General features: G+C 70.9%; 19 protein-coding genes and 1 pseudogene. 4 read left to right on the top strand and 16 right to left on the bottom strand.

Annotated features, from left to right (window positions below; all coding sequences use genetic code 11):
• Positions 1–36: 36 nt before the first annotated feature.
• Both fxsBH and fxsA read right to left on the bottom strand, forming a co-directional pair.
• Complete coding sequence (gene fxsBH, locus LWJ43_RS26645) at positions 37–2,325, bottom strand: radical SAM/SPASM protein FxsBH, inactivated beta-hydroxylase extension form (protein ID WP_277334728.1); 2,289 nt, start codon at positions 2,323–2,325, stop codon at positions 37–39.
• A 111-nt stretch (positions 2,326–2,436) separates the two neighbouring features.
• On the bottom strand, positions 2,437–2,601 hold the full coding sequence (gene fxsA / locus LWJ43_RS26640) for an FxSxx-COOH cyclophane-containing RiPP peptide (RefSeq protein ID WP_277334727.1): 165 nt from the start codon (positions 2,599–2,601) through the stop codon (positions 2,437–2,439).
• Between the two features lie 212 nt (positions 2,602–2,813).
• Here fxsA and LWJ43_RS26635 point away from each other — a divergent pair, with 212 nt between their 5' ends.
• Positions 2,814–3,743: a DUF4231 domain-containing protein gene (locus LWJ43_RS26635; protein WP_277334726.1), complete on the top strand. Its 930-nt coding sequence runs from the start codon at positions 2,814–2,816 to the stop codon at positions 3,741–3,743.
• 10 nt (positions 3,744–3,753) lie between these two features.
• Here LWJ43_RS26635 and LWJ43_RS26630 read toward each other — a convergent pair whose 3' ends face one another.
• The 10 genes and pseudogenes from LWJ43_RS26630 to LWJ43_RS26585 all read right to left on the bottom strand — a co-directional run bounded on the left by LWJ43_RS26630 (position 3,754) and on the right by LWJ43_RS26585 (position 13,398).
• The gene (locus LWJ43_RS26630) at positions 3,754–4,233 is read right to left on the bottom strand and encodes a hypothetical protein (RefSeq protein WP_277334725.1); all 480 of its coding nucleotides are present in this window, start codon (positions 4,231–4,233) and stop codon (positions 3,754–3,756) included.
• A gap of 186 nt (positions 4,234–4,419) precedes the next feature.
• Positions 4,420–5,322: a S1 family peptidase gene (locus tag LWJ43_RS26625; RefSeq protein ID WP_277334724.1), complete on the bottom strand. Its 903-nt coding sequence runs from the start codon at positions 5,320–5,322 to the stop codon at positions 4,420–4,422.
• A gap of 269 nt (positions 5,323–5,591) precedes the next feature.
• Complete coding sequence (locus LWJ43_RS26620; RefSeq protein ID WP_277334723.1) at positions 5,592–6,398, bottom strand: DUF1684 domain-containing protein; 807 nt, start codon at positions 6,396–6,398, stop codon at positions 5,592–5,594.
• A gap of 4 nt (positions 6,399–6,402) precedes the next feature.
• Positions 6,403–7,731 carry an NtaA/DmoA family FMN-dependent monooxygenase gene (locus LWJ43_RS26615; RefSeq protein ID WP_462100914.1) on the bottom strand — a complete coding sequence of 443 codons (1,329 nt, stop codon included), beginning with the start codon at positions 7,729–7,731 and terminating at the stop codon, positions 6,403–6,405.
• On the bottom strand, positions 7,728–8,804 hold the full coding sequence (locus LWJ43_RS26610; RefSeq protein ID WP_277334722.1) for an LLM class flavin-dependent oxidoreductase: 1,077 nt from the start codon (positions 8,802–8,804) through the stop codon (positions 7,728–7,730). The genes LWJ43_RS26615 and LWJ43_RS26610 overlap by 4 nt, the downstream gene beginning before the upstream one ends.
• A 15-nt stretch (positions 8,805–8,819) precedes the next feature.
• Positions 8,820–9,557: a transporter substrate-binding domain-containing protein gene (locus LWJ43_RS26605; RefSeq protein WP_277334721.1), complete on the bottom strand. Its 738-nt coding sequence runs from the start codon at positions 9,555–9,557 to the stop codon at positions 8,820–8,822.
• A 29-nt stretch (positions 9,558–9,586) separates the two neighbouring features.
• Entirely contained in the window at positions 9,587–10,339 is a 753-nt protein-coding gene (locus tag LWJ43_RS26600; protein ID WP_277336001.1) for an amino acid ABC transporter ATP-binding protein, read from the bottom strand.
• 35 nt (positions 10,340–10,374) lie between these two features.
• Positions 10,375–10,530, bottom strand: a pseudogene (locus tag LWJ43_RS26595) (amino acid ABC transporter permease); the annotation flags it as partial.
• A 163-nt stretch (positions 10,531–10,693) separates the two neighbouring features.
• Positions 10,694–12,535 (bottom strand): FAD/NAD(P)-binding protein, encoded by a 1,842-nt coding sequence (locus LWJ43_RS26590; RefSeq protein ID WP_277334720.1) that lies wholly within the window; start codon positions 12,533–12,535, stop codon positions 10,694–10,696.
• Positions 12,532–13,398, bottom strand: a complete 867-nt coding sequence (locus LWJ43_RS26585; RefSeq protein WP_277334719.1) for an amino acid ABC transporter permease — start codon at positions 13,396–13,398, stop codon at positions 12,532–12,534. Before LWJ43_RS26585 ends, LWJ43_RS26590 begins: the two co-directional genes overlap by 4 nt.
• Before the next feature lie 448 nt (positions 13,399–13,846).
• Here LWJ43_RS26585 and LWJ43_RS26580 point away from each other — a divergent pair, with 448 nt between their 5' ends.
• Positions 13,847–14,785 (top strand): ABC transporter substrate-binding protein, encoded by a 939-nt coding sequence (locus LWJ43_RS26580; RefSeq protein ID WP_277334718.1) that lies wholly within the window; start codon positions 13,847–13,849, stop codon positions 14,783–14,785.
• Positions 14,786–14,815: 30 nt separating this feature from the next.
• On the opposite strand, the gene LWJ43_RS26575 is transcribed toward LWJ43_RS26580, so the two are convergent.
• Positions 14,816–16,036, bottom strand: coding sequence for a DUF5685 family protein (locus LWJ43_RS26575; protein ID WP_277334717.1), 1,221 nt, complete (start codon positions 16,034–16,036; stop codon positions 14,816–14,818).
• 286 nt (positions 16,037–16,322) lie between these two features.
• On the opposite strand from LWJ43_RS26575, the gene LWJ43_RS26570 reads away from it, so the two are divergent.
• Positions 16,323–16,763 carry a cell division protein SepF gene (locus tag LWJ43_RS26570; protein ID WP_277334716.1) on the top strand — a complete coding sequence of 147 codons (441 nt, stop codon included), beginning with the start codon at positions 16,323–16,325 and terminating at the stop codon, positions 16,761–16,763.
• 21 nt (positions 16,764–16,784) lie between these two features.
• Here LWJ43_RS26570 and LWJ43_RS26565 read toward each other — a convergent pair whose 3' ends face one another.
• On the bottom strand, positions 16,785–18,005 hold the full coding sequence (locus tag LWJ43_RS26565; RefSeq protein ID WP_277334715.1) for an acyl-CoA dehydrogenase family protein: 1,221 nt from the start codon (positions 18,003–18,005) through the stop codon (positions 16,785–16,787).
• Between the two features lie 89 nt (positions 18,006–18,094).
• Positions 18,095–19,810 (bottom strand): MFS transporter, encoded by a 1,716-nt coding sequence (locus LWJ43_RS26560; protein WP_277334714.1) that lies wholly within the window; start codon positions 19,808–19,810, stop codon positions 18,095–18,097.
• Positions 19,811–20,290: 480 nt separating this feature from the next.
• Here LWJ43_RS26560 and LWJ43_RS26555 point away from each other — a divergent pair, with 480 nt between their 5' ends.
• Positions 20,291–21,325, top strand: coding sequence for a phosphatase PAP2 family protein (locus LWJ43_RS26555; RefSeq protein ID WP_277334713.1), 1,035 nt, complete (start codon positions 20,291–20,293; stop codon positions 21,323–21,325).
• 88 nt (positions 21,326–21,413) lie between these two features.
• Here the strand turns inward: LWJ43_RS26555 and LWJ43_RS26550 are convergent, their stop codons facing one another.
• Positions 21,414–21,629, bottom strand: a complete 216-nt coding sequence (locus LWJ43_RS26550; protein WP_277334712.1) for an I78 family peptidase inhibitor — start codon at positions 21,627–21,629, stop codon at positions 21,414–21,416.
• Between the last annotated feature and the right edge of the window lie 132 nt (positions 21,630–21,761).

Genomic DNA, 21,761 nt, shown 5'->3' with positions numbered 1-21,761 from the left:
AATCAACGCCGCTTTTCAGTCATCCCTACCCACGAATCATCGAACAGGTTCTTGATCAAGCTCTTGATCCACGGCATTCATGAGGATGTTCATCCCACTTGTCCCATGTACACCTCTCGCCTCGTCACGCAGGGACCTCAGCAGCCGCTTTCCTCCGACGGTCGGCTCGGCCGCCCCCTCCATCATGTCCAGCGCCTCGGACACACCGTCCATGAATCGGGGAACGAGAAAGGAAAGTCCCACACGTTCGTATGCGCCCGCCAGTAGCCGAGAAAAGGGGACCTTTGCATTCCGGTCCCAGGGCGGCCGATACTCCCAGGCTCCGTCCAGCGCGTAGAGATCTGTGACGTCCAGCATGGCCCGCAGCCTCGTCCGTCGCAGACCGCGCAGCAGAGCGACGGCGAGATCCTCGCTGTCCTCCGTCATCACGAGCCCGACGGTCCCGAAGCCGTGGGGCCGTCCCGTGTTCCGGCCGGCGACGAGCGGGGTCAGCGTGGTCAGGCTCTCGGCGGCCTCCGCGGCCTGCTGCGGGGCGGCCCGTTCAAGCAGCTCCCACGCCCTGCCGACGGCTCGGATCCATGCCTCCGCCTCCGCCCGGCCCAGCCTCGGCGCGGCGGGGGCCTCGAAGCAGTCCCGGTACGGGTCCAGATCGTCGAGCGCGAACCCCGGCCCGTTCTCCGCGGCGACGTGCCGCACCGGGAGCCAGTCCGGGCTGTCCGCCCCTCTCGCGACGAACCGTTCCCCGCCGTCCGCCCGGCGGATCGAGAACCCCCCTCCGACGGAACGCACCCGGGCCCGGCCGGTCTCACCCGGCCCGGCGAGCCGGAGTTCACCGAGCGTGGGGAGGAGGAGCCGGCCGTCCCGGTAGTCCGCCGTCGCCTCCAGATCGAGGCCGGAGCGCACCACGGCGGCAGCCACGTACGAAGGCAGACGCAGCGCCATACCGACGGCTTCGGGCCGCTCCGCGTGCAGCCCCTCCAGGACGTCCAGCAGCCAGGTGCGCGTGTACGGGTGGGCGAGTACGTGATCGAGCCCGGCGGCTCCTTCTTCCGAGGACTCCAGAACGCCCGCGAGCGCCCATGCCTCGTCCCACCGGGCGCCTCCGCGGCCGTCCAGGGCGTCGTGGAGGCCGGCCAGGAGCGTACGGGTCAGGTCGTGCTGTTCGGCGGCCAGCTCACGCCGGTCGGTCAACGCAGGGGGCACCGCGGCCGTGCGGGTGCGCGCCTCGATGCCCCGTACGAGCGCCTCGAGGTCGGCGCAGTAGACGGACGGGTTGTCGAAGTCGCCCGCCGAGCTGTACCGGTGCGTGTAGAGCCCTCCGCCGCAGGACCGCACGACGGGGCACCGGCGGCACGTCTCACTGACCCCGGCCAGGCCGAGTTGCCTCGCCCGGACCCCCGGATGCGCGGCGACATCGTCGAATGAGTGCGCGAACACGTCGAATCCGGTGGCCGCCGCACCCTCGTAGGCGCTCTTGAGGGAGTCGACCTGCTCCAGCTGACCGTCCGTCTCGACGACCACCAGGTCCGTGGGGGCGAGCCCGAGGGACTCCGTGAGACTGGGGCCGCCGCTCAGCGTGGAGAGCACCGACGAGAACAGGCGCACCGGCACGGGGCCGCCCTCCTCCTGCCAGCGGTCGAAGACCGCGAGGAGCCACTCGGCGTAGGCCGTGGGGGATCCGTCGGGACGGGGAGGCGGCTCGTCCCATGTGGCGTGCGGGAGGAGGAAGTCGATGAGCGGGGGGTCGAGTGCGACCAGGGCGTCCAGCACCGCGTGCGGGTCGTTCTCGATGTCGACGGTGCACAGGAGCCCGAGGTCGAGATGGCGGTAGCGCTCCTCCCGGAGCAGTTCGACCGCCTTGAGCACGAGGGGATGACTGCTGCGTCCGTCCGCGAAACGCCGGTGCCGGTCGTTGGCCGCGCGGTCGCCGTCCAGGGAGATACCCACCCTGACGCCGAACTCGTCGAAGAGGTCCAGGTAACGGGGGCTGAGCTGAAGGCCGTTGGTGTGGATCCTGAGGTCGAGGCCGGCCACACCCGACAGCGCGGAGCCGAACTCCTCACAGACCCGGCGGAGACGGGCGGGGCCCGCCAGCAGAGGCTCCCCTCCGTGCAGGATCACTGACACGGAGGGCAGTGCGTGTGTCTTCGCGTGCTCAGCCAGACGCTGGGCGGTCTTGGCGATGACGCGATCAGAAACCGTCTTGGGCCGGGTTCTCCAGCTCTGATCCGCGTGTTCATAGACATAGCAATGATCGCAGGCGAGGTCACACCTGCTGTGAACCTTCAGAACGATTTCGCGGAACGGGACCGCGGGGCCAGTCATTCACCCACTCTAGTCCAGTCGCACCGCGAATACGGCCCCCGGCTGCAGTAGCCGATCGGCCGAATGAGTGGAATATTCAGTTGTTTTACCGCAGGGGTGCTCCCGCTTCCCCTACAGCGAGGAGTTGAAGGTGGAGATCTCTGTCGGGCGACCGCCCGCCGTCGCGAGCACCCGGCCCATCTTCCTGGCTGCTGCACTGCCGGATGCTTCGATCTTCGCAAGCGGCACACGACGCTTCGCGACAGCGAAGTCAGGGGTGGATTCGTAGGTCTTCACGGCCGTCCTCGATGGGCTCGTTCCGGACACGGAAACAGCACCGGCACCTGCACCATTGCAGTGTCCGGCGGCACGACTTTACTCTCATGGACCCGGTGTGCAACTCGACTCGTAGAGCCGTAACCCGAGTGATTTGTACGACTACTCCAAATGGACAGGAACCCATTCATTCAAGGGCCTGGGCCACCACCACATCGAATACAGGGGTGATCATGACGGCGATTCCAGGACCACTGCAGAGCATGGTCTTCAGGAGCGCTGATCTGCCCGAGCTCTTCCACCACACCGACGCCGTCGCCGTCGCACGCCAGCGTGAGGCGGTCAACACCACCCGCGGCCAACTGGTCCTGCTCGTCCTCGGCACCCTGCCCGCGGCCCTCCCCTGGCACGCCGAGGTGGGATCGGGCATCCAACTCCTCGATGGTATCGCGGTGTTGGCCTACCTCGGTGTCCTGATCGCGACCTTTCTCGCCTCCCGACGCAAAGCAAAGTCGCACTGGCAACTCAACCGTTCAGCAGCCGAGTTCATCAAGTCCAACTGCTGGCGCTACGCGGTCCACGGCTCCCCCTTCGACTCGTCCGTCCAGCATCCCGAGGCCGTGTTCGCCAGCCGGCTGGAGGAGGGGCTCCAGGAGTTGCGGAAGGTCGGGTGGGACGACCCGAGGGAGGAGATGACGGACTCCGGCGGCGGGCTCATCACGGCGTCCATGCGGGAGTTGCGCGACAAGGCGTTCACCGTACGCAAGGAGACGTACGTCCGGGACCGGCTGATCGAGCAGCGACGGTGGTACCGCAGACGCATGCTGGTCTCGCGGCGGGGGGCGCTCGTGTGGTCCGGCACCATCGCCGCGCTGACACTCCCGGCCCTCGTCCTCGCCGTGCTGCAGACCTTCGGAAGCGCCGGGTCGTTCGCGCTGACGGGGACGTTCTCCGCCGCCGCCGCGGCCTGTCTCGCGTGGAACGAGACGCGCCGTCATCACCCTCTGGTGACCGCGCACTCGCTGGTCGAGGAGGACCTGGAGAACATGCAGGCCGCGATGGAGACCACCCTCACCGAGCGGCAGTGGGCGGCCGCCGTCTTCGAGACCGAGCGGATCGTCTCCCCCGAGCACACGGACTGGCTGGTCAGGCACCGGATGTGAACCCAGGGGCTCAGCCGCGCTCCACGCCGTCGCGCCAGATGACGGTGACCGGGCGTCCGACGCTGCGGGCGTACGTCACGATGTCGCCGGTGCCTCCCAGGCCGCGTGCGGGCAGGCCGTCCCAGACCGCGAGCAGGCGGTCGCAGTGGTCGGCGATGTAGGCCCCCGCCGCGTAGTAGGCCTCGTCGGTGGAGTGCGGGAAGTCCAGCCGGATCTCGCGGGCCGCGCGGGCCTTGAGCGCCCGGTAGCGCTCGAGGTCCGCCCCGTCGGCGAAACCCGCCTCGTAGTCCCCGCTGGGGATGACCACGGTGAGTTCCGCGCCGTGTGCCAGGGCCAGGTCGGCGAAGATCTGGTCGGCCCCCACCGCCAGGCTGGAGAGCGCCTCCAGGGAGCCCTCGTGTCCGTACAGCGCCGCCCTCAGCTCCTCCAGCACATGCGCGTGGACCTCCTGGGGGATGGAGCGGTGACCGGTCACTCCGATGCGTTTCACGGACCTGGAACCCCCTGGTGTCTGCGGGGGCTCCAGGAGGGCGTCCCTCCGGACCGGCACAGCGTCCGCCCCCGTGGTACCTCTGCGACCGACCGTACCGACATTCTCTCAAGAGCCGCGGGTCGAAAGGGAGCCCCCGCCGGGGATCGGCGGGGGCTCACGGGAGTGCGGCGGTGCCCGGCCGGGTCAGAACACGCTGACGCCGTACGCGCTCAGTGCTTCGGTGACCGGCTGGAAGAAGGTCGTCCCTCCGGAGGTGCAGTCGCCGCTGCCGCCCGAGGTGAGACCGATCGCCCTCGTGCCCGAGTAGAGGGGACCACCGGAGTCGCCCGGTTCGGCGCACACGTCGGTGCGGATCATGCCGTAGACGATGTCCCCGCCGCCGTAGTTGACGGTGGCGTTGAGGCCGGTGACGGAGCCGCTGTGGGTGCCCGTGGTGGAGCCCCTGCGGGTGACGGACATGCCGACGGTGGCGTTCGCCGCACTGGTGATGTCCTGGCTGCCGACCGTGCCGGACTTGGTGACCGAGGTGTTGGTGTAACGGACGATGCCGTAGTCGTTGGTGGGGAAGCTGGATCCTGTGGTGGTGCCGAGGACAGTGGTATGGGCCGAGTTGGACCACCAGGTGCCTGCGCCGTCGGTGCAGTGACCGGCCGTCAGGAAGTAGTAGGTGCTGCCGCTGCGGACGTTGAAGCCGAGGGAGCAGCGCCAACTGGAGGCGTAGACGGCGTCGCCGCCCGAGATCAGTTTGCTGAACGTCCCGGGGGTGCGTTCGATGCGCAGGGCGCCGGCGTCGGCTCCGGCGGACTCCTTGATCTTGTTGATCTCCGTCTGCGAGACGGTGCTGTCGACGGTGACGAGGAGCCGTCCGGTCGCCGGGTCGACGTTCCAGGCGGTGCCGGCGACATCGGCCCGGAGCACGGCCGATCCCGCGGCGCTGAGCTGACTCGTGCTGTAGGTACCGGCCTGGTCGGCTTCGGCCGTGGGAACGGCGAGGGCGGCGACGGCCACGAGGCCTGCGGAGACGGCTGTGATCCGGCTGCGTCTCGAGGTGCCGCCGTTGCGGGGGTCGGTGCGCTTGATCCTCACTTCTCGTTCCTCCCGAGGGGAATCGGGGGCCCCGCCTGTGGGGTGGCCGGACCCGTGAGGCGCGGCCAGGGGCGTGACCGCGCTCCGGAGGACTGCGGATTCCGGAGGCGTCGTGCTCCTGACGGGCGCTGCTCGGGAGTATTGAGGGGCGTCAATGTGCCACGCAAGGGTGTGTTTTCGGCCGCTTCGGCGCACGCCTGAACCGGCCCCGGCAGCTCTGTGGCCGCAGGGGCCGGTGGGGTCGGCCTTCTCGTCCCGGGTGGGACGGATCAGCCGTCGATGCGGTTCCGCTCCCCCGCGGGCACGGCCACCGTGAGGGTGTTGCCGGGCGGCGGGAAGGGGCAGATGAAGTGGTCGGCGAAGGCGCACGGCGGCAGCAGCGCGCGGTTGAAGTCGACCCGCACCCGGCCGTCCGCGTCCGGTGCCGGGGGCCGCAGGAAACGGAAGCGGTAGCTGCTGTTCCCGCTGGTGGTGTCGGCGAAGACGGCCCAGAGCGAACCGTCGGGCTCGACCGCCACCTGGAGGGTGTGCCCGGCGCCGTCCACCGTGAAGGCGATCTCGCCTGACAGCCCCAGCCCCCGCTCACGCCCGTCCGCGTTCTCGACGCGGACGTTCCGGTCGGAGTCGTACGGCCGGAAGGTGCCGTCCAGCGACCACTCGGGGTCGTACGGGGTGGCGTCGATGGTCCGGAACGCCTGGCGGGCCGGGGACTGCGGGTCGAAGTCCCGCACCGCCCAGAGGCCTTCACGGCTCAGCACGACCAGCCGGCGCTCGCCCTGGGCCACCCTGGACGCGTCGATGGGGCCCCGGTCGGCACCCAGACGGACCTCTCCGTCCAGCGGCTTCGTGTCGACGGTGAGCCCGTCATCGGGGGTGGCGACGAGCACCACCTCGTCACCCTCCTCGCGCCAGAGCCCGGGTACGGCCGGAATTCGCCCCTCCGGGTGGTCCGCGAGCCAGTGGGTGCCGGTGAGGGAGAGGGGGCCGTGCGGCGCGGCGACGGCGACGATGCGCCCCTCGTGCCAGCGCTGCCAGGCGTGGAACTCCTCGCTGTCCTGCTGTGCGTCCGTGCTCATGCGGTCAACCCTTCCATACCGGCTCGGCCAGGCCGAGGTGCGACCTCAGCGTGGAGCCGGCGTATTCCGAGCGGAAGGATCCGCGTTCCTGGAGGAGCGGGACGACCCGGTCGACGAAGTCGTCGAGGCCGACCGGGGTGAGGTGCGGTACGAGGATGAAGCCGTCGGCCGCGCCCTCGGCGACGAACTTCTCCAGTTCCCCGGCCACCGTCTCGGGGGAGCCGATGAAGGACTGCCGTGCCGTCGACTCGATGACCGTCTGACGGATGGACAGTCCCTTGGCCTCGGAGAGCTCCCGCCATTTCGCGGCCACGGCCGACGGGTCCGCGACCCGGACCCGGCCCTGGACCAGATTCGAGCCGGGGTCGGGGTCGACGGAGGGGAGCGGCCCGTCGGGGTCGTACGAGGAGAGGTCGCGCCCCCAGACCTGTTCGAGGGCGAGGATCGCGTTCTGCGGGGAGACCTGCTGCCGGCGGATCGCGGCGGCGTTCCGCTGTGCCTCCGCGTCCGTGTCGCCCAGGACGACGGTGACCCCGGGCATGATCTTGAGGTCCCCCGGCTGCCTGCCGTACGTCGCGAGGCGTCCCTTGACGTCGGCGTAGAAGGTCCGACCCGCCTCCAGGGTCCCGTGCCGGGTGAAGACGACGTCGGCCGTGGACGCCGCGAACTCGCGGCCCTCGTCGGAGTCCCCGGCCTGGATGACGACCGGGTGGCCCTGGGGCGGGCGGGGGACGGTGAACTCCCCGGAGATCTCGAAGTGCTGCCCGGAGTGCGCGAACGGACGGGAGGTGCCGTCGGGGGTCCAGGAGTCCCACAGCTCACGTGCGGTGGAGACGAACTCGGCCGCGCGGGTGTAGGGGGTCCCCCCTGGTCGAGCGGAGCCGAGAGCTCGGGGGAGGTCGGCACGGTCGAGGTAGCCGCCGCGGCGGAAGTTCTCACCGGTGAAGGCGTCCGAAGAGGTCACCACGTTCCACGCGGCGCGGCCCGCGCTGAGGTGGTCGAGCGTGGCGAGGCGGCGGGCGAGTTCGTACGGTTCGTTGAAGGTCGCGTTGACCGTGGCGGCGAGCCCGAGGCGTTCGGTGACGGCCGCCAGGGCGTTGAGGACGGTGAGGGACTCGGGACGGCCCACCACGTCGAGGTCGTGGATGCGGCCGTCGTGCTCACGCAGCCGCAGCCCCTCGGCGAGGAAGAAGAAGTCGAACCTGCCCCGCTCCGCGGTCCTGGCCAGGTGTTCGAAGGAACTGAACTCGATCTGGCTCCGCGAGCGGGGATCGGCCCAGACGGTGGTGTTGTTGACGCCCGGGAAGTGGGCGGCGAGGTGCATCTGCTTCATGACGTCCCACCTGAGGTGCTCGTGAGCGTGTAGCGGTTGGCGGGGCGGCCGAGGCCGAGGTGCTCACGGAGTGTGCCGCCCGGGTAGAAGGTGCGGAACAGGCTGCGGTGCTGGAGCAGCGCCACGGTCCCGTTGACGATCCTCTCCAGGTCGCGCTGCGGAGTGATGGGGGTGAGGTGGAAGCCGTCCACGGCCCCGCCCCGGTGCCACTGGGTGATGAGTTCGGCGAGGTCCACCGGGCCGCCGCGGAAGTAGGTTCCCCGCCCCGCGAGTTGCGGCCCGCTCACGAGTCCGGGTTCGGGTGAGGTCTCGGCGTCACCCAGGTCGACGGTGAGGGCGGCCAGGACCCGCAGGCCGTCGGGGTCCCGGCCGTGGGCCGCGGCGGAGCGGCGCAGTTCGTCGCGGAGCGCGGCGGCCTGCTCCGGTGAGGTGGCCCGGACGTGGACGACGTCGGCGTGCCGTGCGGCGGGCTCCCGGGCCGGGCCGCTCGTGGCGTCGATGACGGTGACGGGCCTGCCCTGCGGCGGCCGGGGCACGATGGCCGGGCCGCGGACGGAGAAGGTGCTGCCCTCGAAGTCGACGTAGTGGAGCTTGTCGCGGTCGATGAAGCGGCCGGTGGCCACGTCCCGGATCTCCGCGCCGTCCTCCCAGCTGTCCCACAGCCGCGCTCCGGCGTCGGCGACCTCCCCGGCCTCCTGCCACAGCGCGGAGACGGGGGCTGCGGGGCGGCGGCCGAACAGCCGGGCCTCGGCCTCGGTCGTCGAGACGTCGGCCTGCCAGCCGGCCCGGCCCTTGCTGACCCAGTCGAGGGTGGCGACGGCGGAGGAGACGTGGAAGGGCTCGGTGTGGGTGGTGGTGACGGTCGGCACGAGGCCGATCCGGGTGGTGGCGGGTGCGACACGGGCCAGCACGGCGAGCGCGTCGGGGCCGGGGCGTGCGAAGGAGTCGTTCAGGGTGACGAAGTCGAGCGCTCCTCCTTCGGCGAGGCGGGCCAGCGCGACGTGGGAGCCCGCGTCGTAGCGTGGCGGGCCGCCGATCTCGGCGGCGAGGTGGAGTGGCCTGGTGGCGGGCATGCGGAACCTCTCGGGTCAGTTCTCGGTCTTGGGCAGGCCGGGCGGGTTGATCTCCGACTTCTCGACCGCCTCGTCGGACAGGCCCCAGCGCCGCTTCAGCACCTCGGCGTACGAGCCGTCCTGGATGATGTGGTCGATCGCGGCGCCGTACGCCTCCGCGGGACCGCTGCCCCTCTTCGTGGTGGCGGCGATCTTCCCCTGGAGGCCGTCACCGGCGCCGGAGGCGACGGAGACGGTCTTCCCCGCCACGTCGGCGGGGCCCCTCACCTTCCAGCCGGACCCCTTCCTGGCCTCGAAGGCGGTGTTGTCGAGCCGGTACGTCGCGACGTCGTACTTCTCCTTGCGCTCCTCGGTCACGGTGACGTCGGACAGGACCCCGTCGGACTTCGAGTTGTCGACGCCGCCGAAGAGGTTCTCCCAGGAGACCTGCTCGAACTCGGGCATCAGTCCCGGCGTGTCAACGATCAGCGTGACGAGGTCGGTCTCGCTCCCGATCCGGATCCGGTCGTCGGTCGCGTAGAAGCCGAGCGGTGGCGAGGCGTCGGCGCTCGCGCCCAGCCGGAGCGTGCCGCGTTCGCTTACGGCGGCGGGGACCTGGGCCGCGATGGTCTCCACCTTCTTTCCTCTGATCCGGTTCTGGTCTGGGCCGATGTTGATTCGCGTGTCCTTACGGCCCTCGGGGCGGATCACGTCCTGTGTGCCGGCGGCGGTGAGGGTGGCGAGGGCTGCGGTGAGGGTGCGTCGGACGGGCATATGGCTGCTCCTCGACTGCGGGGACACGTTCAGAGGACCTTGGAGAGGAAGGCGCGGGTGCGCTCCCGGACCGGACGGTCGAGTACGTCGGCGGGCGGTCCCTGTTCGACGATCCGCCCCTCGTCCATGAAGACGACGGTGTCGGCGACCTCGCGGGCGAAGCCGATCTCGTGCGTGACGACGATCATCGTGGCGCCCCCGTGGGCCAGGTCCTTGATGACGTCGAGTACCTCGCCGACGAGCTCGGGGTCGAGCGCCGACGTCGGCTCGTCGAAGAGCAGCAGCCTGGGTTCCAGGGCGAGGGCGCGGGCGATCGCGACGCGCTGCTGCTGGCCTCCGGAGAGCTGCTTGGGGTAGGCACCGGCCTTGTCGGCGAGCCCGACGCGGCTCAGGAGCCTCTCCGCCGCGGCGACGGCGTCCTTGCGGGGGCGGCCGAGTGCGGCGACCGGGGCCTCGATGATGTTCTCCAGCACGGTGAGGTGCGGGAAGAGGTTGAAGTTCTGGAAGACGAAACCGATCCGGGTGCGCCGGCGCAGGACCTCGCGTTCACGCAGTTCGTAAAGCTTGTCGCCGGACCTCCGGTAGCCCACCAGGGCTCCGTCGACGCTGATCCAGCCCTGGTCGACCTTCTCCAGGTGGTTGATGGTGCGCAGCAGAGTGGACTTCCCCGACCCCGACGGGCCGAGGACGACGGTCACCTCCCCGGCGCGTACGGACAGGTCGATGCCGCAGAGCACCTCGACGGCGCCGAAGCTCTTGTGCACGGACCGGATCTCGACCATGGCCTCGGATCCGCTTGCTTCTTCGGTGGGTGCGCTCATCGCACGGCCCCCTTGGCGTAGTGGCGTTCGACGTAGTGCTGGAGGACGGAGAGCACGGCGGTCAGGAGGACGTACCAGACGGTGGCCACCATGAGCGGGGGCACCACCCGGCCGTTGCGTCCGTGGACGACCCGGACCTGGTGGAAGAGCTGCCGCAGCTGCCTCAGCCGTGGGACGACCTTCAGGGCCGCGTAGTCGTCGGCGGCCGGCTCTCCGGCGACGTCGGGCACGGCCGGTGGGCGGACGGGTGGATCGCTGGTCAGCGACACGTCGAGGTTCCTTCTGCGGCGAGGAGGGACGGAAGGGGGGCCGGGCTCAGGCGGTGGGGTGGTCCCGACAGGAGAGGTCGCGCAGGAACGCGAGCGCCGTCCGGGCGGTGGCGTCGTTCTGCCGGAACGCCGGCCCGCCGGTGCGCGGCCGGGTGAAGGCACCGCCGGAGCGGGCGGTGGTGGAAGGGCCGAGGGCGAAGCGGCGCGGGTGGGGACGGCCGTCCCGGTCGAGGATCCGGCCGTCTGCGGGGTCGACGGAGAGCAGGCCCGTGCCGGTGCCGGCGGCGCCTTCCTCGTACAACGCGCTCAGCAGCGCGCTGCGGGTCGTGCGCAGCGAGGGGTCGGGCAGCCGGGCCTCGACCAGGGCGCGGGCTTCGGTGTACGCGCCGGGCAGGGTGGCGCTGCGGGCGCGGAAGACACCGTGTTCCTCGTCGGCCTCCACGGTCATGTCCGCGCCGAGGAAGCGGACGACGCCGGCCTGCGAGAGGGCGAGGAGCTGGCGCAGTCGGGGGCCGGGCGGCCCGGAGGCGAGGTAGCTGAAGAAGCCGTGCCACCGTTCACCGGTGTCGCCGAGCCCGGCCAACTGCCCGTAGACGGAGAGGAGTCCGAGGAACACGGCGAGGTCCGGACTGTGCCGGGAGTCGTGCCGGCGCTCCAGGTCGGCGGTGACGTGGGCGCGCAGCGCGTCCTGCAGCGCGTCGTACGAGTCGTGGCGCACTCCGTCGAGGGGCCGGTCGAGGGCGTCGAGGTCGAGCCGGTCGGCGGGGTCGGGGACGGCCGAGGCGACGAGGGCGGCGAGCTCGGCGCTGCCGGGCTCCGCGACGGCGTACCTCTCCTCGAAGTCCCCCCGGTCCATGGCGGTGCGCCCGGGGTGGGCGGTGAAGAGCCGGTGGTAGTGGGCGTGGCCCAGTTCCTTGGCGATCAGCGGCCACACATCGTGCCGGAAGTCCACGGGGCCGGGGCGGCCGACGAGCTCCGCCACCTGCTCGGCGCCGAAGTGGTGCGGCAGCGTGGGCCGTTCACCCTGCCAGGGGTAGCCGATCTTGGAGTGGTACGGGACGCCCCGTCTCGAACCGACGTACAGGACGGGCTCCCTGCCGGACGGGACGTAGGCCCCGTTCTCGTACCGTCCGCCGCGCCCTTCGGTGAGCAGCACCATCAGGTCGATGAAGGCGAGGCCGAAGCCGCGTACGAGGACGGGCTGCCCCGCGGGCAGGGCGGAGAGGTCGGTGTCGGCCGTGAAGCCGGGCGGCAGGTGGACCAGTCCGTGACGAGCGGCGAAGGCGGACAGCTCCCGCTGTCCGGCGTCCGGCTCGGCGTCGAGGTGCCCGACGGTGAGGACGACGAGGTCGGCGTCGAGCGGCTCGGCGCGTCCCTGGAGCCGGACACGCTGCCGGCCGCAGCGGGGGCCGGACACCCGCAGCGCGCGGCCGGTGTGTTCGTGCACGGTGATGCCGGGCGGCAGTGCGGCGACCGCTTGCTGGTACACCCACCGCAGGTAGGCGCTCTGCAGCCGGCGGCTGGGGAAGTCCTGTGGGCCGAGCCGGTGTATCTCCCGCAGGACCGCGGGGTCGGCGTCGACGGCGGTCCGTCCCTCGCGGACGTCGTCGGCCCAGGTGTGGAGGGCGGGACCCTCGCGCACCGGGCCGTCCATCAGGACGGTGTCGTCGGTGAACATGGTGACGTCCTCGGCCATGGAGTTCATCCAGAGCAGCGGGGACTGGTCCTGTCGCCAGATCCGGCCGCCGCCGGGCGGGTACGGGTCGACGAGGTGGATGTCCAGGGGCTGGCCGCCGTACAGCTCGGCGGCGTTGGCGGCTATGCGTTCGACGACTCCGGTGCCGCGTGGTCCGCCGCCGATGACGACGAGCGCCGGTGCGCCGGTCATCGTGTGCCCGCCGTGCCGCGCGCGTAGTGGCGTTCGACGTAGTACTGGCCGATGGAAAGCAAGGAGGTGACGGCCACGTACCAGAGGGTGGCGACCAGCAGCAGTGGGATGACCTCGTAGGTGCGGTGGTAGACGAGCTGCACGGAGTACAGCAGGTCCTGCACGGCGATGATGCTGACGATCGAGGTGCCCTTCAGGGTCCCGATCAGCATGTTCCCCGCGGGCGGGACGATGGAGCGCATGGCCTGGGGCAGCACGATCCGCCGGAGCCGGCGCCAGGGCCCGAGGCCGAGCGACAGAGCGGCCTCCAGCTGGCCGCGTTCGACGGAGAGGATGCCGCCGCGGACCACTTCGGCGGCGTACGCGGCCTCGTGGAGCGTGAGTCCTATGACGGCGACGGTGACCGGGCCGAGGAGGTCGACGGTGCTGACGCCGAGGATCTGCGGGTAGAGCGCGCCGATGTTGAACCAGAAGAGCAGTTGGACCAGGATCGGGGTGGACCGGAACAGCCAGATGTAGCCCCAGCTCACCGCCTGGAGTACGCGGTTGCCGGAGAGCCTGAGGACCGCGAGCAGGGTGCCGAGGGCGAAGCCGAGCACCATGACGAGGCCGGTGAGCCACAGGGTGAGGCCGAGGCCCCGCAGCACGGAGTCGGTCGTGAGGTACGCGCCGACGACGTCCCACTGGAAGGCGTCGTTGCGTACGACGGAGACCAGGGCCCCCGCGAGGAGGAGCAGGACGACGGCAGCGGCCGCCCACTGGCCGGTCCGGCGTGCGGGGACGACGCGGAGAGTTGTCGCCCCGGCATCTGCGCCCGGCGGGACGGGAAGTGACGGGGCATGGGTTTCTGTCTGCGCGGACATGCGAAGGCTCCGTGGATGCAGAGATCGAACACGGGGCGTGCCTTCAACGCGAGAGACGACATGGACCGGGCCCCTCAGCGCCGGTCCGCCTCCGAGAAAAGCGGCACCCACGGGCTGTTGTCAACCCTGTCCACAGTGTGAGCTGTACGTCTCACCTCGGTTGACGCGCAACCGGATGCCTGTTCCACTTGGGCCATGTATCCGCAGCTGTGGCTGGTCACCCGCTCCCACATCGACTTCGGTCGTGTGTGGTCCTGTTCCTGTTGAGCTGACCCCCCTGCGTCGTCCTTCTCCCCGCTCACGCCCCGGGCGTTCGAGCGGACTCCCCCGCGTTCCTTCACGCACACGACATCGCTCCGCCCTCCCCTCGTACCGCTGATCTCCCGCCCCGACGTTCCGCGCCGCCCAGGCACCGGAGCGCGGTCGACGAACCGGAGAAGAATCCGCCATGCCCCGAACCCGGCAGACCGCTGCCTTCGCGCTGATCACCGTGGCCGCCCTCTCGCTCACCGCCTGCGGATCGGGTGACCCCGCCGCCGCACCGGCCGGCGCCGGAACCGCCGTCAGGGGAAAGACCCCGACGACCGACGTGGTCTCGTCGGTGAAGCGGGACGACGCCGCGGCGAAGCTGCTGCCCGAGAAGGTGCGCACCGCGGGCACCCTGTCCCTCGCGTCCAGCGTCGGCGCCCCGCCCGGGGCGTTCTACCAGGAGGACGGAAAGACCCTCGCGGGCGCCGACATCGACTTCGCGGACGCCGTGGCCAGGAAGCTCGGGCTGAAGCTGAAGCGTGAGGTCGCCTCCTTCGAGGCGATCCTGCCGGCCCTCGGCAGCGGCAAGTACGACCTGGGCACCGGCAACTTCGGAGTGACGGAGGAACGCCGCAGGACGATCGACTTCGTCACGTACATCAACGACGGGCAGGGGTTCGCCGTCCGCGAGGACAGCGATCTGCAGAAGGTCACCGACCTCACCCAGCTCTGCGGGCTGACCGTCGGCACCGGCGCCGGCACCACGTTCGAGGCGACCCTGGAGGAGAACAGGCACCGGTGCGCGGACGCCGGCGAGAAGCCGTACGAGGTCAAGACGTACGCCGATCAGGCCGCGGTCTGGATCTCGCTCCGGCAGGGCCGCAGCGACGTGCTGATGTCCACGATCAACGGACTGCGGTACGCCGTGGCCCAGCAGGAGGGGCTGCGCTTCCTCAACGAGTACAAGAGGCTCGACGTCGGCTTCGCGTTCAAGAAGGGGACCCCCCTGGCGCCGGCCTTCCGGGCGGCGGTCGACGCCCTCAAGGCGGACGGCACCTACGACCGCATCCTGAAGAAGTGGGGCACCTCCGAGTCGGCCATCCGGAGCTCGCAGATCTCGCCGCCCGAGATCAGGTGAGGGCGCCGGACGCGGCGGTCCGACGGCGCGTCAGCAGTCGCAGCCGCAGTCGCAGCCCTCGCAGCAGCTGCAGCAGTTGCTGCAGCAGCTGCACCCCTCGCCACAGCCCTCACAGCAGTCGCAGCAGTCGTTCTTGTGGCAGAGCCCCTCGCGCTCCTGGCCGGTCCACGGGTCGTTGAAGGTGCCGGCACAGCACATCTGGCAGGTGCAGGCGAGCCCGGCCCAGACCAGGCAGCCGGTGATGAGACCACGGCGGTTGCGGGGCGGTTCGGGCGGGAGGGGCGGTCCCGGAGGGCCGGACGGTGCGTACGGATTGCCGGGCGGCGGGCCGAAGGCGCCCGAGGGCTGCCCGTCCGGCTGGTGCGAGCACGCCGTGGAGCCGAAGGCCCGGTCCACGGAACGCCGCAGCTCGTGCACCAGGAGCACGTGCGCGAGTGCGGCGTCGGTGAACTCCGCGTCCCGCATCGCGAGGCGCACACCGTGCAGTGCGTCGTCGCACAGGCGGCGGGCCTCGGCGAGCGGCGTGCCGGTCGCCGTGAGCGGGTTCCAGGAACCCGACGCGGCGTCGGCCTCGCGGTCCTCAACGGCGTCCAGCAGATGGGCGAGCCGCCCGAAGAGCCGCCCCGCCTCCGCGAGCGGCGCCGCGTTCTGCGGCTTGCCCGCGAGTACGGCGGTGTGCGCGAAGGCCGCGGCCGTGGCCGTCTCGGTGGGTTCGGTGACCGTCAGCAGCGGGGTGCCGGGGCCGGCGAGGGACTCGATGCCGGTCTGCCGGTCGACGGCGTCGACCAGGACCGCCGTGTCGAAGCCGAGCTCGGCCCCGGTGCGCGCCCCGGCCCTGTCCCAGCCCGCAGCGACCCGGCGTGCGGCCGCTGCCACCGGGCGCCGCTTCAACAGCCCGTCCCGGTCGGCCACATGGTCGCGCACCTTCGCGGACGCCAGCACGAGTGACACGGCGGCGGCCAGCCTGGCCCCCTCCCCGCGGGCGACCGGCGCCGTCCGCATCGAGCGCAGCGGGCAGGGTCCCGCGGTGCGCCGCTGCTCCGCCGTGCGTTCGGCCTGAGCCTCCGTCAGGACCGATACGATGAGGCCGTCGTAGTTCGTGACGACGCGTGCGAACTGGCCGTGGTCGGCCCGCAGGGCCAGGCACAGCCCGCAGAGATGAGCCATCCACTCGGTCTTGAGCCCTTCGGAGAGCCGATGGGTGCATGGCCTCACGATTCCGAACACAGCGATCCCCCGGTAGCCGTTCATCTGACGAGCAGAACTCGCGCACCTGCGCGGCGTGCATCGTATCGGGCGGGCCGTTCACCCGTACGCCCCCCATATCACCCGTACGGCCCGGCTGGATCATATTTTCGTTCCGCAAGGCGCCTGATGCGGTAGGTACCCTGACGAATCGCCACATGTTCTGCACCAGTAGCGTCACGAATCGTCAGTGCGGCGACTATCCCCTTGGCGCTCGATCCGCATCATGGACGACCATAGGGATAGGAAAGAGATGCGGAACACCAACGAACCGCGGTGAGAGGAGGCGTCCATGGGATCGGTGCGCAAGGCGAGTGCCTGGCTGGGCCTCGTGGAGGACAACGACGAGCGGTACTACGACGACGAGTACTCCGAGGATGCTGAGACCGGCACGAATCAGCCATGGGTGACCGACCCCCGGGTCCGGGTCGCCTCCGAGAAGGCCGAGGACACGGGCCGCCGGATCGCCACGGTCACCCCGGACAGTTTCCGGGACGCACGCGCCATCGGGGAGCTCTTCCGGGACGGCGTGCCGGTGATCGTCAACCTCACCGCGATGGACCCGGGTGACGCCAAGCGCGTCGTGGACTTCGCCGCGGGGCTGATCTTCGGACTGCACGGTTCCATCGAACGCGTGGCGACCCGGGTCTTCCTGCTGTCCCCCGCCCACACCCAGGTGGTCAACGGCGAAGCCGGCGGCCGGTCGGCCGACGGCTTCTTCAACCAGAGCTGAGCGAGGTGCTCGCCGGGATTCCTACCGGAAGGCGTCCAGGCCGGTGAGCGCCTTGCCCAGTACCAACTGGTGCATCTCCACGGTTCCCTCGTAGGTGAGCACCGACTCCAGATTCGTCGCGTGACGCATCACCGGGTACTCCAGCGAGACTCCGTTGGCACCGAGGATCGTCCGCGAGGTGCGGCAGATCTCGATCGCCTCCCGCACGTTGTTGAGCTTTCCGAAGCTGACCTGCTCCGGGCGGATCCTCCCGGCGTCCATGCGGCGGCCCAGGTGGTGGGCGAGCAGGATGCCCTTGTGGAGCTCCACGGCCATGTCCGCGAGCTTGGCCTGGGTGAGCTGGAATCCGCCGATCGGCCTGCCGAACTGCTCACGGGACTTCGCGTAGTCCAGTGCGGCCTCGAAGCTGGCGCGCGCCGCGCCCATGGCTCCCCAGACGATGCCGTAGCGGGCGTGGCTGAGACAGCTGAGCGGCCCGCGCAGCCCGGTGGCCCCGGGCAGGACCGCGTCGGCGGGCAGCCGTACGCCGTCCAGGACCAGCTCGCTCGTGACGGAGGCGCGCAGCGACCACTTGTGCCTGATCTCGGGTGCGGAGAAACCGGGACTGTCCGTCGGGACGACGAAGCCGCGGATGCCCGAGCCACCGCCCTCCTCGTCGGTCTGCGCCCATACGACGGCGACCCCGGCCACCGACCCGTTGGTGATCCACATCTTGCGGCCGGTGAGGATCCAGTCCCCGCCGTCCCTCCTGGCACGGGTCCGCATGCCCGCGGGGTCGGAGCCGTGATCCGGTTCGGTGAGGCCGAAGCAGCCGATGGTCTCGCCGGCCGCCATTCCGGGCAGCCACCGCTCCTTCTGCTCCTCGGAACCGAACCGGTGGATCGCGTACATGGCCAGGGAGCCCTGGACCGAGACCAGGGAGCGGATGCCGGAGTCGGCGGCCTCCAGCTCCAGACAGGCCAGACCGTACTGGACGGCGGTCGCCCCCGCGCAGCCGTATCCCTTCAGGGACATGCCCAGCGCGCCGAGCGAGCCCAGTTCGCGGGCCAGTTCGTGGATGCCGGGGAGTTCGCCGTTCTCGTACCACTCGGCGATGTGCGGCAGGACCCGGTCGGCGGCCCAGCTACGCACGGTGTCCCGGACCGCCAGGTCCTCGGGGTCGAGGAGATCGTCGATGCCGAGGGGGTCGCCCGGATCGAACGCCTGGGCCTTGGAGGGCTTCGCGGACTCGGTGGTGGACATGAGTGCCTCCGGCGGCTCGCTCGGTACAGAAACACGCCACGGTACTGAAACTAGCAGTGGTAGTTTCGGCGCCGTGCCGACGTTACGGCTCAGCGTGCCGCCCGTCCAGGGCCCGTGACCTCGGCGGGTTCGCGCCGGACGGGAAGGGGGACCCGTCGCGGCTCCGGCCCCGGGCCGTCCGGCGCCGGGAGCGCACGCGCCCCGCGGCGGGCGGCCTGCTCCGGCACCACGGAGACCGGGCCCTGACCGGCGCCCTTCGCCTCGGCGCAGTCCATGACGCGCGGCAGGCGCAGCGCCGCCAGCGCCCCGAGCAGCAGCAGGCAGGCACTGACCAGCAGTGTGACGTGGAGTCCGTCGACGAAGGCGCGCCGGGCCGTGTCCCGCAGCAGATCACCCAGGGGACCGCCCAGCCGGCCGGCCACCTGGTAGGCCTCCCCCAGCGAGTGCGAGGCGGCCGAACCCGCCGCGGCGGGGACGCCCTCCTCGTGGACGCGGGAGAGCCCGGGAGCGTAGGCCGCGTTCATGACACTGCCGAGCAGCGCGATGCCCATGCCCGCGCCCAGCTGGTACGAGGTCTCGCCGATCGCGGCCGCGCCGCCCGCACGCTCCGCGGGGACCTCGCTCAGCATCGATTCGTACGCCCCGAACAGCGTGGACTGCAGCCCGAAGCCGAGCAGCACGAAGCCGGCGGTGAGCAGCACCGGCCGGTCGTGCTGACCCATCAGCGTCAGCAGGAGCACCGAGGCCGCCGTCAGGACGAAGCCCCAGCCGACCATCCGGCGGGGACCGACACGGCTCAGGGTGTACGACCCCGTGGCGCCGGCCGCCATCGCGGCGAAGGTCAGCGGGAGCAGCCGCAGACCGGTCTCCAGCGGGCTCAGGTCCAGGACCAGCTGGAGGTACTGGACGGCGATCAGCTCCAGGCCGACCAGGGCCAGCATCGCGAGCACGATGCAGCCCACCGCGGTGGTGAAGGCGGGCCTGGAGAACATCGCGATGTCGATCAACGGGTGCGTACGCCGCTTCTGCCTGCGCACGAAGAGGACGACGAGCACGGCACCGGCGAGCAGGGGAACGAGGGTGGCGGGGTCGGCCAGTCCCTCCCGCCCGCCGATCCGCTTGATCCCGAGCACGACCCCGAGCACACCGGCGGCGGCCATCAGCGCGCCGAGCACGTCCCAGGGGCCGTCGCTCTCACCCCGGGACTCCGGCAGCAGCCAGCGGCCGACCGGGAGTATCAGCGCCATGAGCGGGATGTTGATGAGGAAGACCGAGCCCCACCAGTAGTGCTCGACGAGGAAGCCGCCGATGACCGGCCCGGTGGCGGCGCCGACCGCGGCCACCGCGGTCCATATGCCGATGGCCATGGCCCGCTCGCGGCGGTCGGGGAAGACCTGGCGCAGTATCGACAGGGTGGCCGGCATGATCATCGCGCCGCCCACGCCGAGCAGGGCGCGCGCCGCGATCAGCACACCGGGTGAGTCCGCCGTCGCGGCGACGGCGGAGGCGATCCCGAAGAGGGCGTATCCGAGGAGCAGGACGCGCCGTCTGCCGATCCGGTCACCCAGCGTTCCGAAGAGGATCAGCAGCGAGGCACAGACCAGCGGGTAGGCGTCCACGATCCACAGCAGACCGACGGCGCTGGGGCGCAGGTCCTCGGTGACCGCGGGAACGGCGACGTGCAGCACGGTCGCGTCGAGCGCGACGAGCAGAAGACTGAGACAGAGGACGACCAGGACGACCCAGCGGTTGGCGCCGCCGGCCGCAGCGCGCAGTCGGCTCACAGCCGTGGACGTCCCGGTCATGTACGTGCCTCCCACCATGTGTCCCTCGCGCTCGGCAGACCTGCTGGGGATGCGCCTCACGGCACCCCCGGGCCCGGCATCGACGGGCGAGTGAGCCGTCAGCGTACGCGAGTTCCAGGTGGTCACGCGTGGTGCAGCTCATACGTTCACCGGCCACCGGGTGTGGCGTACACCACTTCACTCCCTGTCCGCGGGGCGACGCCCGGACCGCCACGCCGGTGCCACGGCGGCACGGCGGGCACGCGGCCGACGGCTCCCCCGAATGGCCCCGCGCCCGCGTCGCCGGGTCACGCCGAATCATTTCATCGGCCCTCAAACATTTCTGCGAATTGCGGCCGGGACGAATAGCCGACGAGGTGAAGACATTCCCCCGGAACACAGGGAATGGATACCTGCCTGAGACAAAGTCCACATCACATCGTCATCACAAAGACGCGGGATCGGCCGGATCACACACTCACTCGCTGTAACGTCCATTGCGTGCGTACCGACATCTTTGCCCGTCTGGACCGGGAGCCGGAACCGCCGAAGATAGAGACCCCGCGGATGAGCCGTCACCGCATCGCTCTCTTCGGCGGGACTTTGGCGTTCTATCTCGCCATCGTCCTCGCCGTGCTCGTCTCGTCCTGGCTGGTGGCCCTCGACTGGAAGGTCATGCTGTTCCGGCCGTATCAGCAGTGGCCGGAACTCCACGCCTTCCTCGACTACTACGTCGTGCTCGGCCAGCGGGGCCCGACAGCCGTGATGGTCGCCTCCTGGCTCGGCTGGCGCTCCTGGCGCCAGCACACGCTGCGTCCGCTGCTCACGCTGGGCACGTCGCTGCTGCTGCTCAACCTGTCGGTGGGGGCGGTCAAGCTCGGCCTGGGGCGGCTCGGACCGCACTACGCCACCCAGATCGGCTCGGCGGAGCTCTTCGCCGGCGGCGATATATTTCCTTCGGGCCACACCGCCAACGCCGTGGTGACCTGGGGAATCCTCGCCTATCTGGCCACCACCCCGCGTGCCAGGCGCTATCTGTCGGCACTCTCCGCCTTCGTGTCCCTGGGCGTCGGTCTCACCACCGTCTACATCGGCACCCACTGGCTCAGCGACGTCCTGCTGGGCTGGGTCGCCGGGCTGCTGATCCTGCTGGCACTGCCCTGGTTCGAGCCGCTGATCACCCGGACCGAGACCTGGATCCTCGCGATGCGTGAGCAGTGGCGGACCCGCCTGAGGCTCCGGAAGTCCGTTCCGGCGGCTCCCCTGACACCGGAACCGGTCCTGGTGCCCCGGACAGCCGTCGGCGGGGCGGGCCCCGCGGAGGCGGTCCAGGAGGCCGCGAGCAGGCCTGCGCCCGGGGCGGCGGGCCATCCTGGCACCGCGGCCCGCGCGCGGGCACACCAGGCACACTCCGTGCGCCCGGAACGGACGCCGCCGGCCCCGGCCGGCACCCGCCGTCCACCCCACGCGGACCGTGGCCCGCGGAGCAACGCGGGTCCGGCCCGCCCGGTGGCGGGCGGTCCGGTCGCTCCCTGACCTGCCGGGACACCGGGAGCACCCGCCCCGCACATGGTGAAGGCCCCGCGACCGGAGTCGGGGCCTTCACCATGTGCGGGGGCCGGGGTCAGCCGACCCAGCAGCGGGTCACGGTCGAGGCGTCCACCTCGAAGTTGATGCGCCCGCCGCGGAACTCCATGGTGATGACCGTGCCCGGCGGGAGAGCACGGACCGTGCTCCAGCCACGCTCTCTGGCCTGCCGTTCGGCGGCCTCGGCATCGAGGCCGACGTACGACTCGGTGGTGTCTTCCGGCTGGGCGGGAGGGGTCGGTACAGGTGCCATACGTATCACCGTAGGCCGCCTCGCGCTCCGGCGGAAGCGGTGGTGGTCACGGACCCCACGCATCCCGATGTACCCCGGCGGTCACGCTTGTGTCACAGGACGTCCACAGGCGTTCACTCCGGACCACCTCAC

Source organism: Streptomyces sp. JH34 (assembly GCF_029428875.1).
GTDB lineage: Bacteria > Actinomycetota > Actinomycetes > Streptomycetales > Streptomycetaceae > Streptomyces.
Note: the sequence above shows the minus strand (reverse complement) of the source record. Positions and strands in the feature narration are given on the sequence as shown.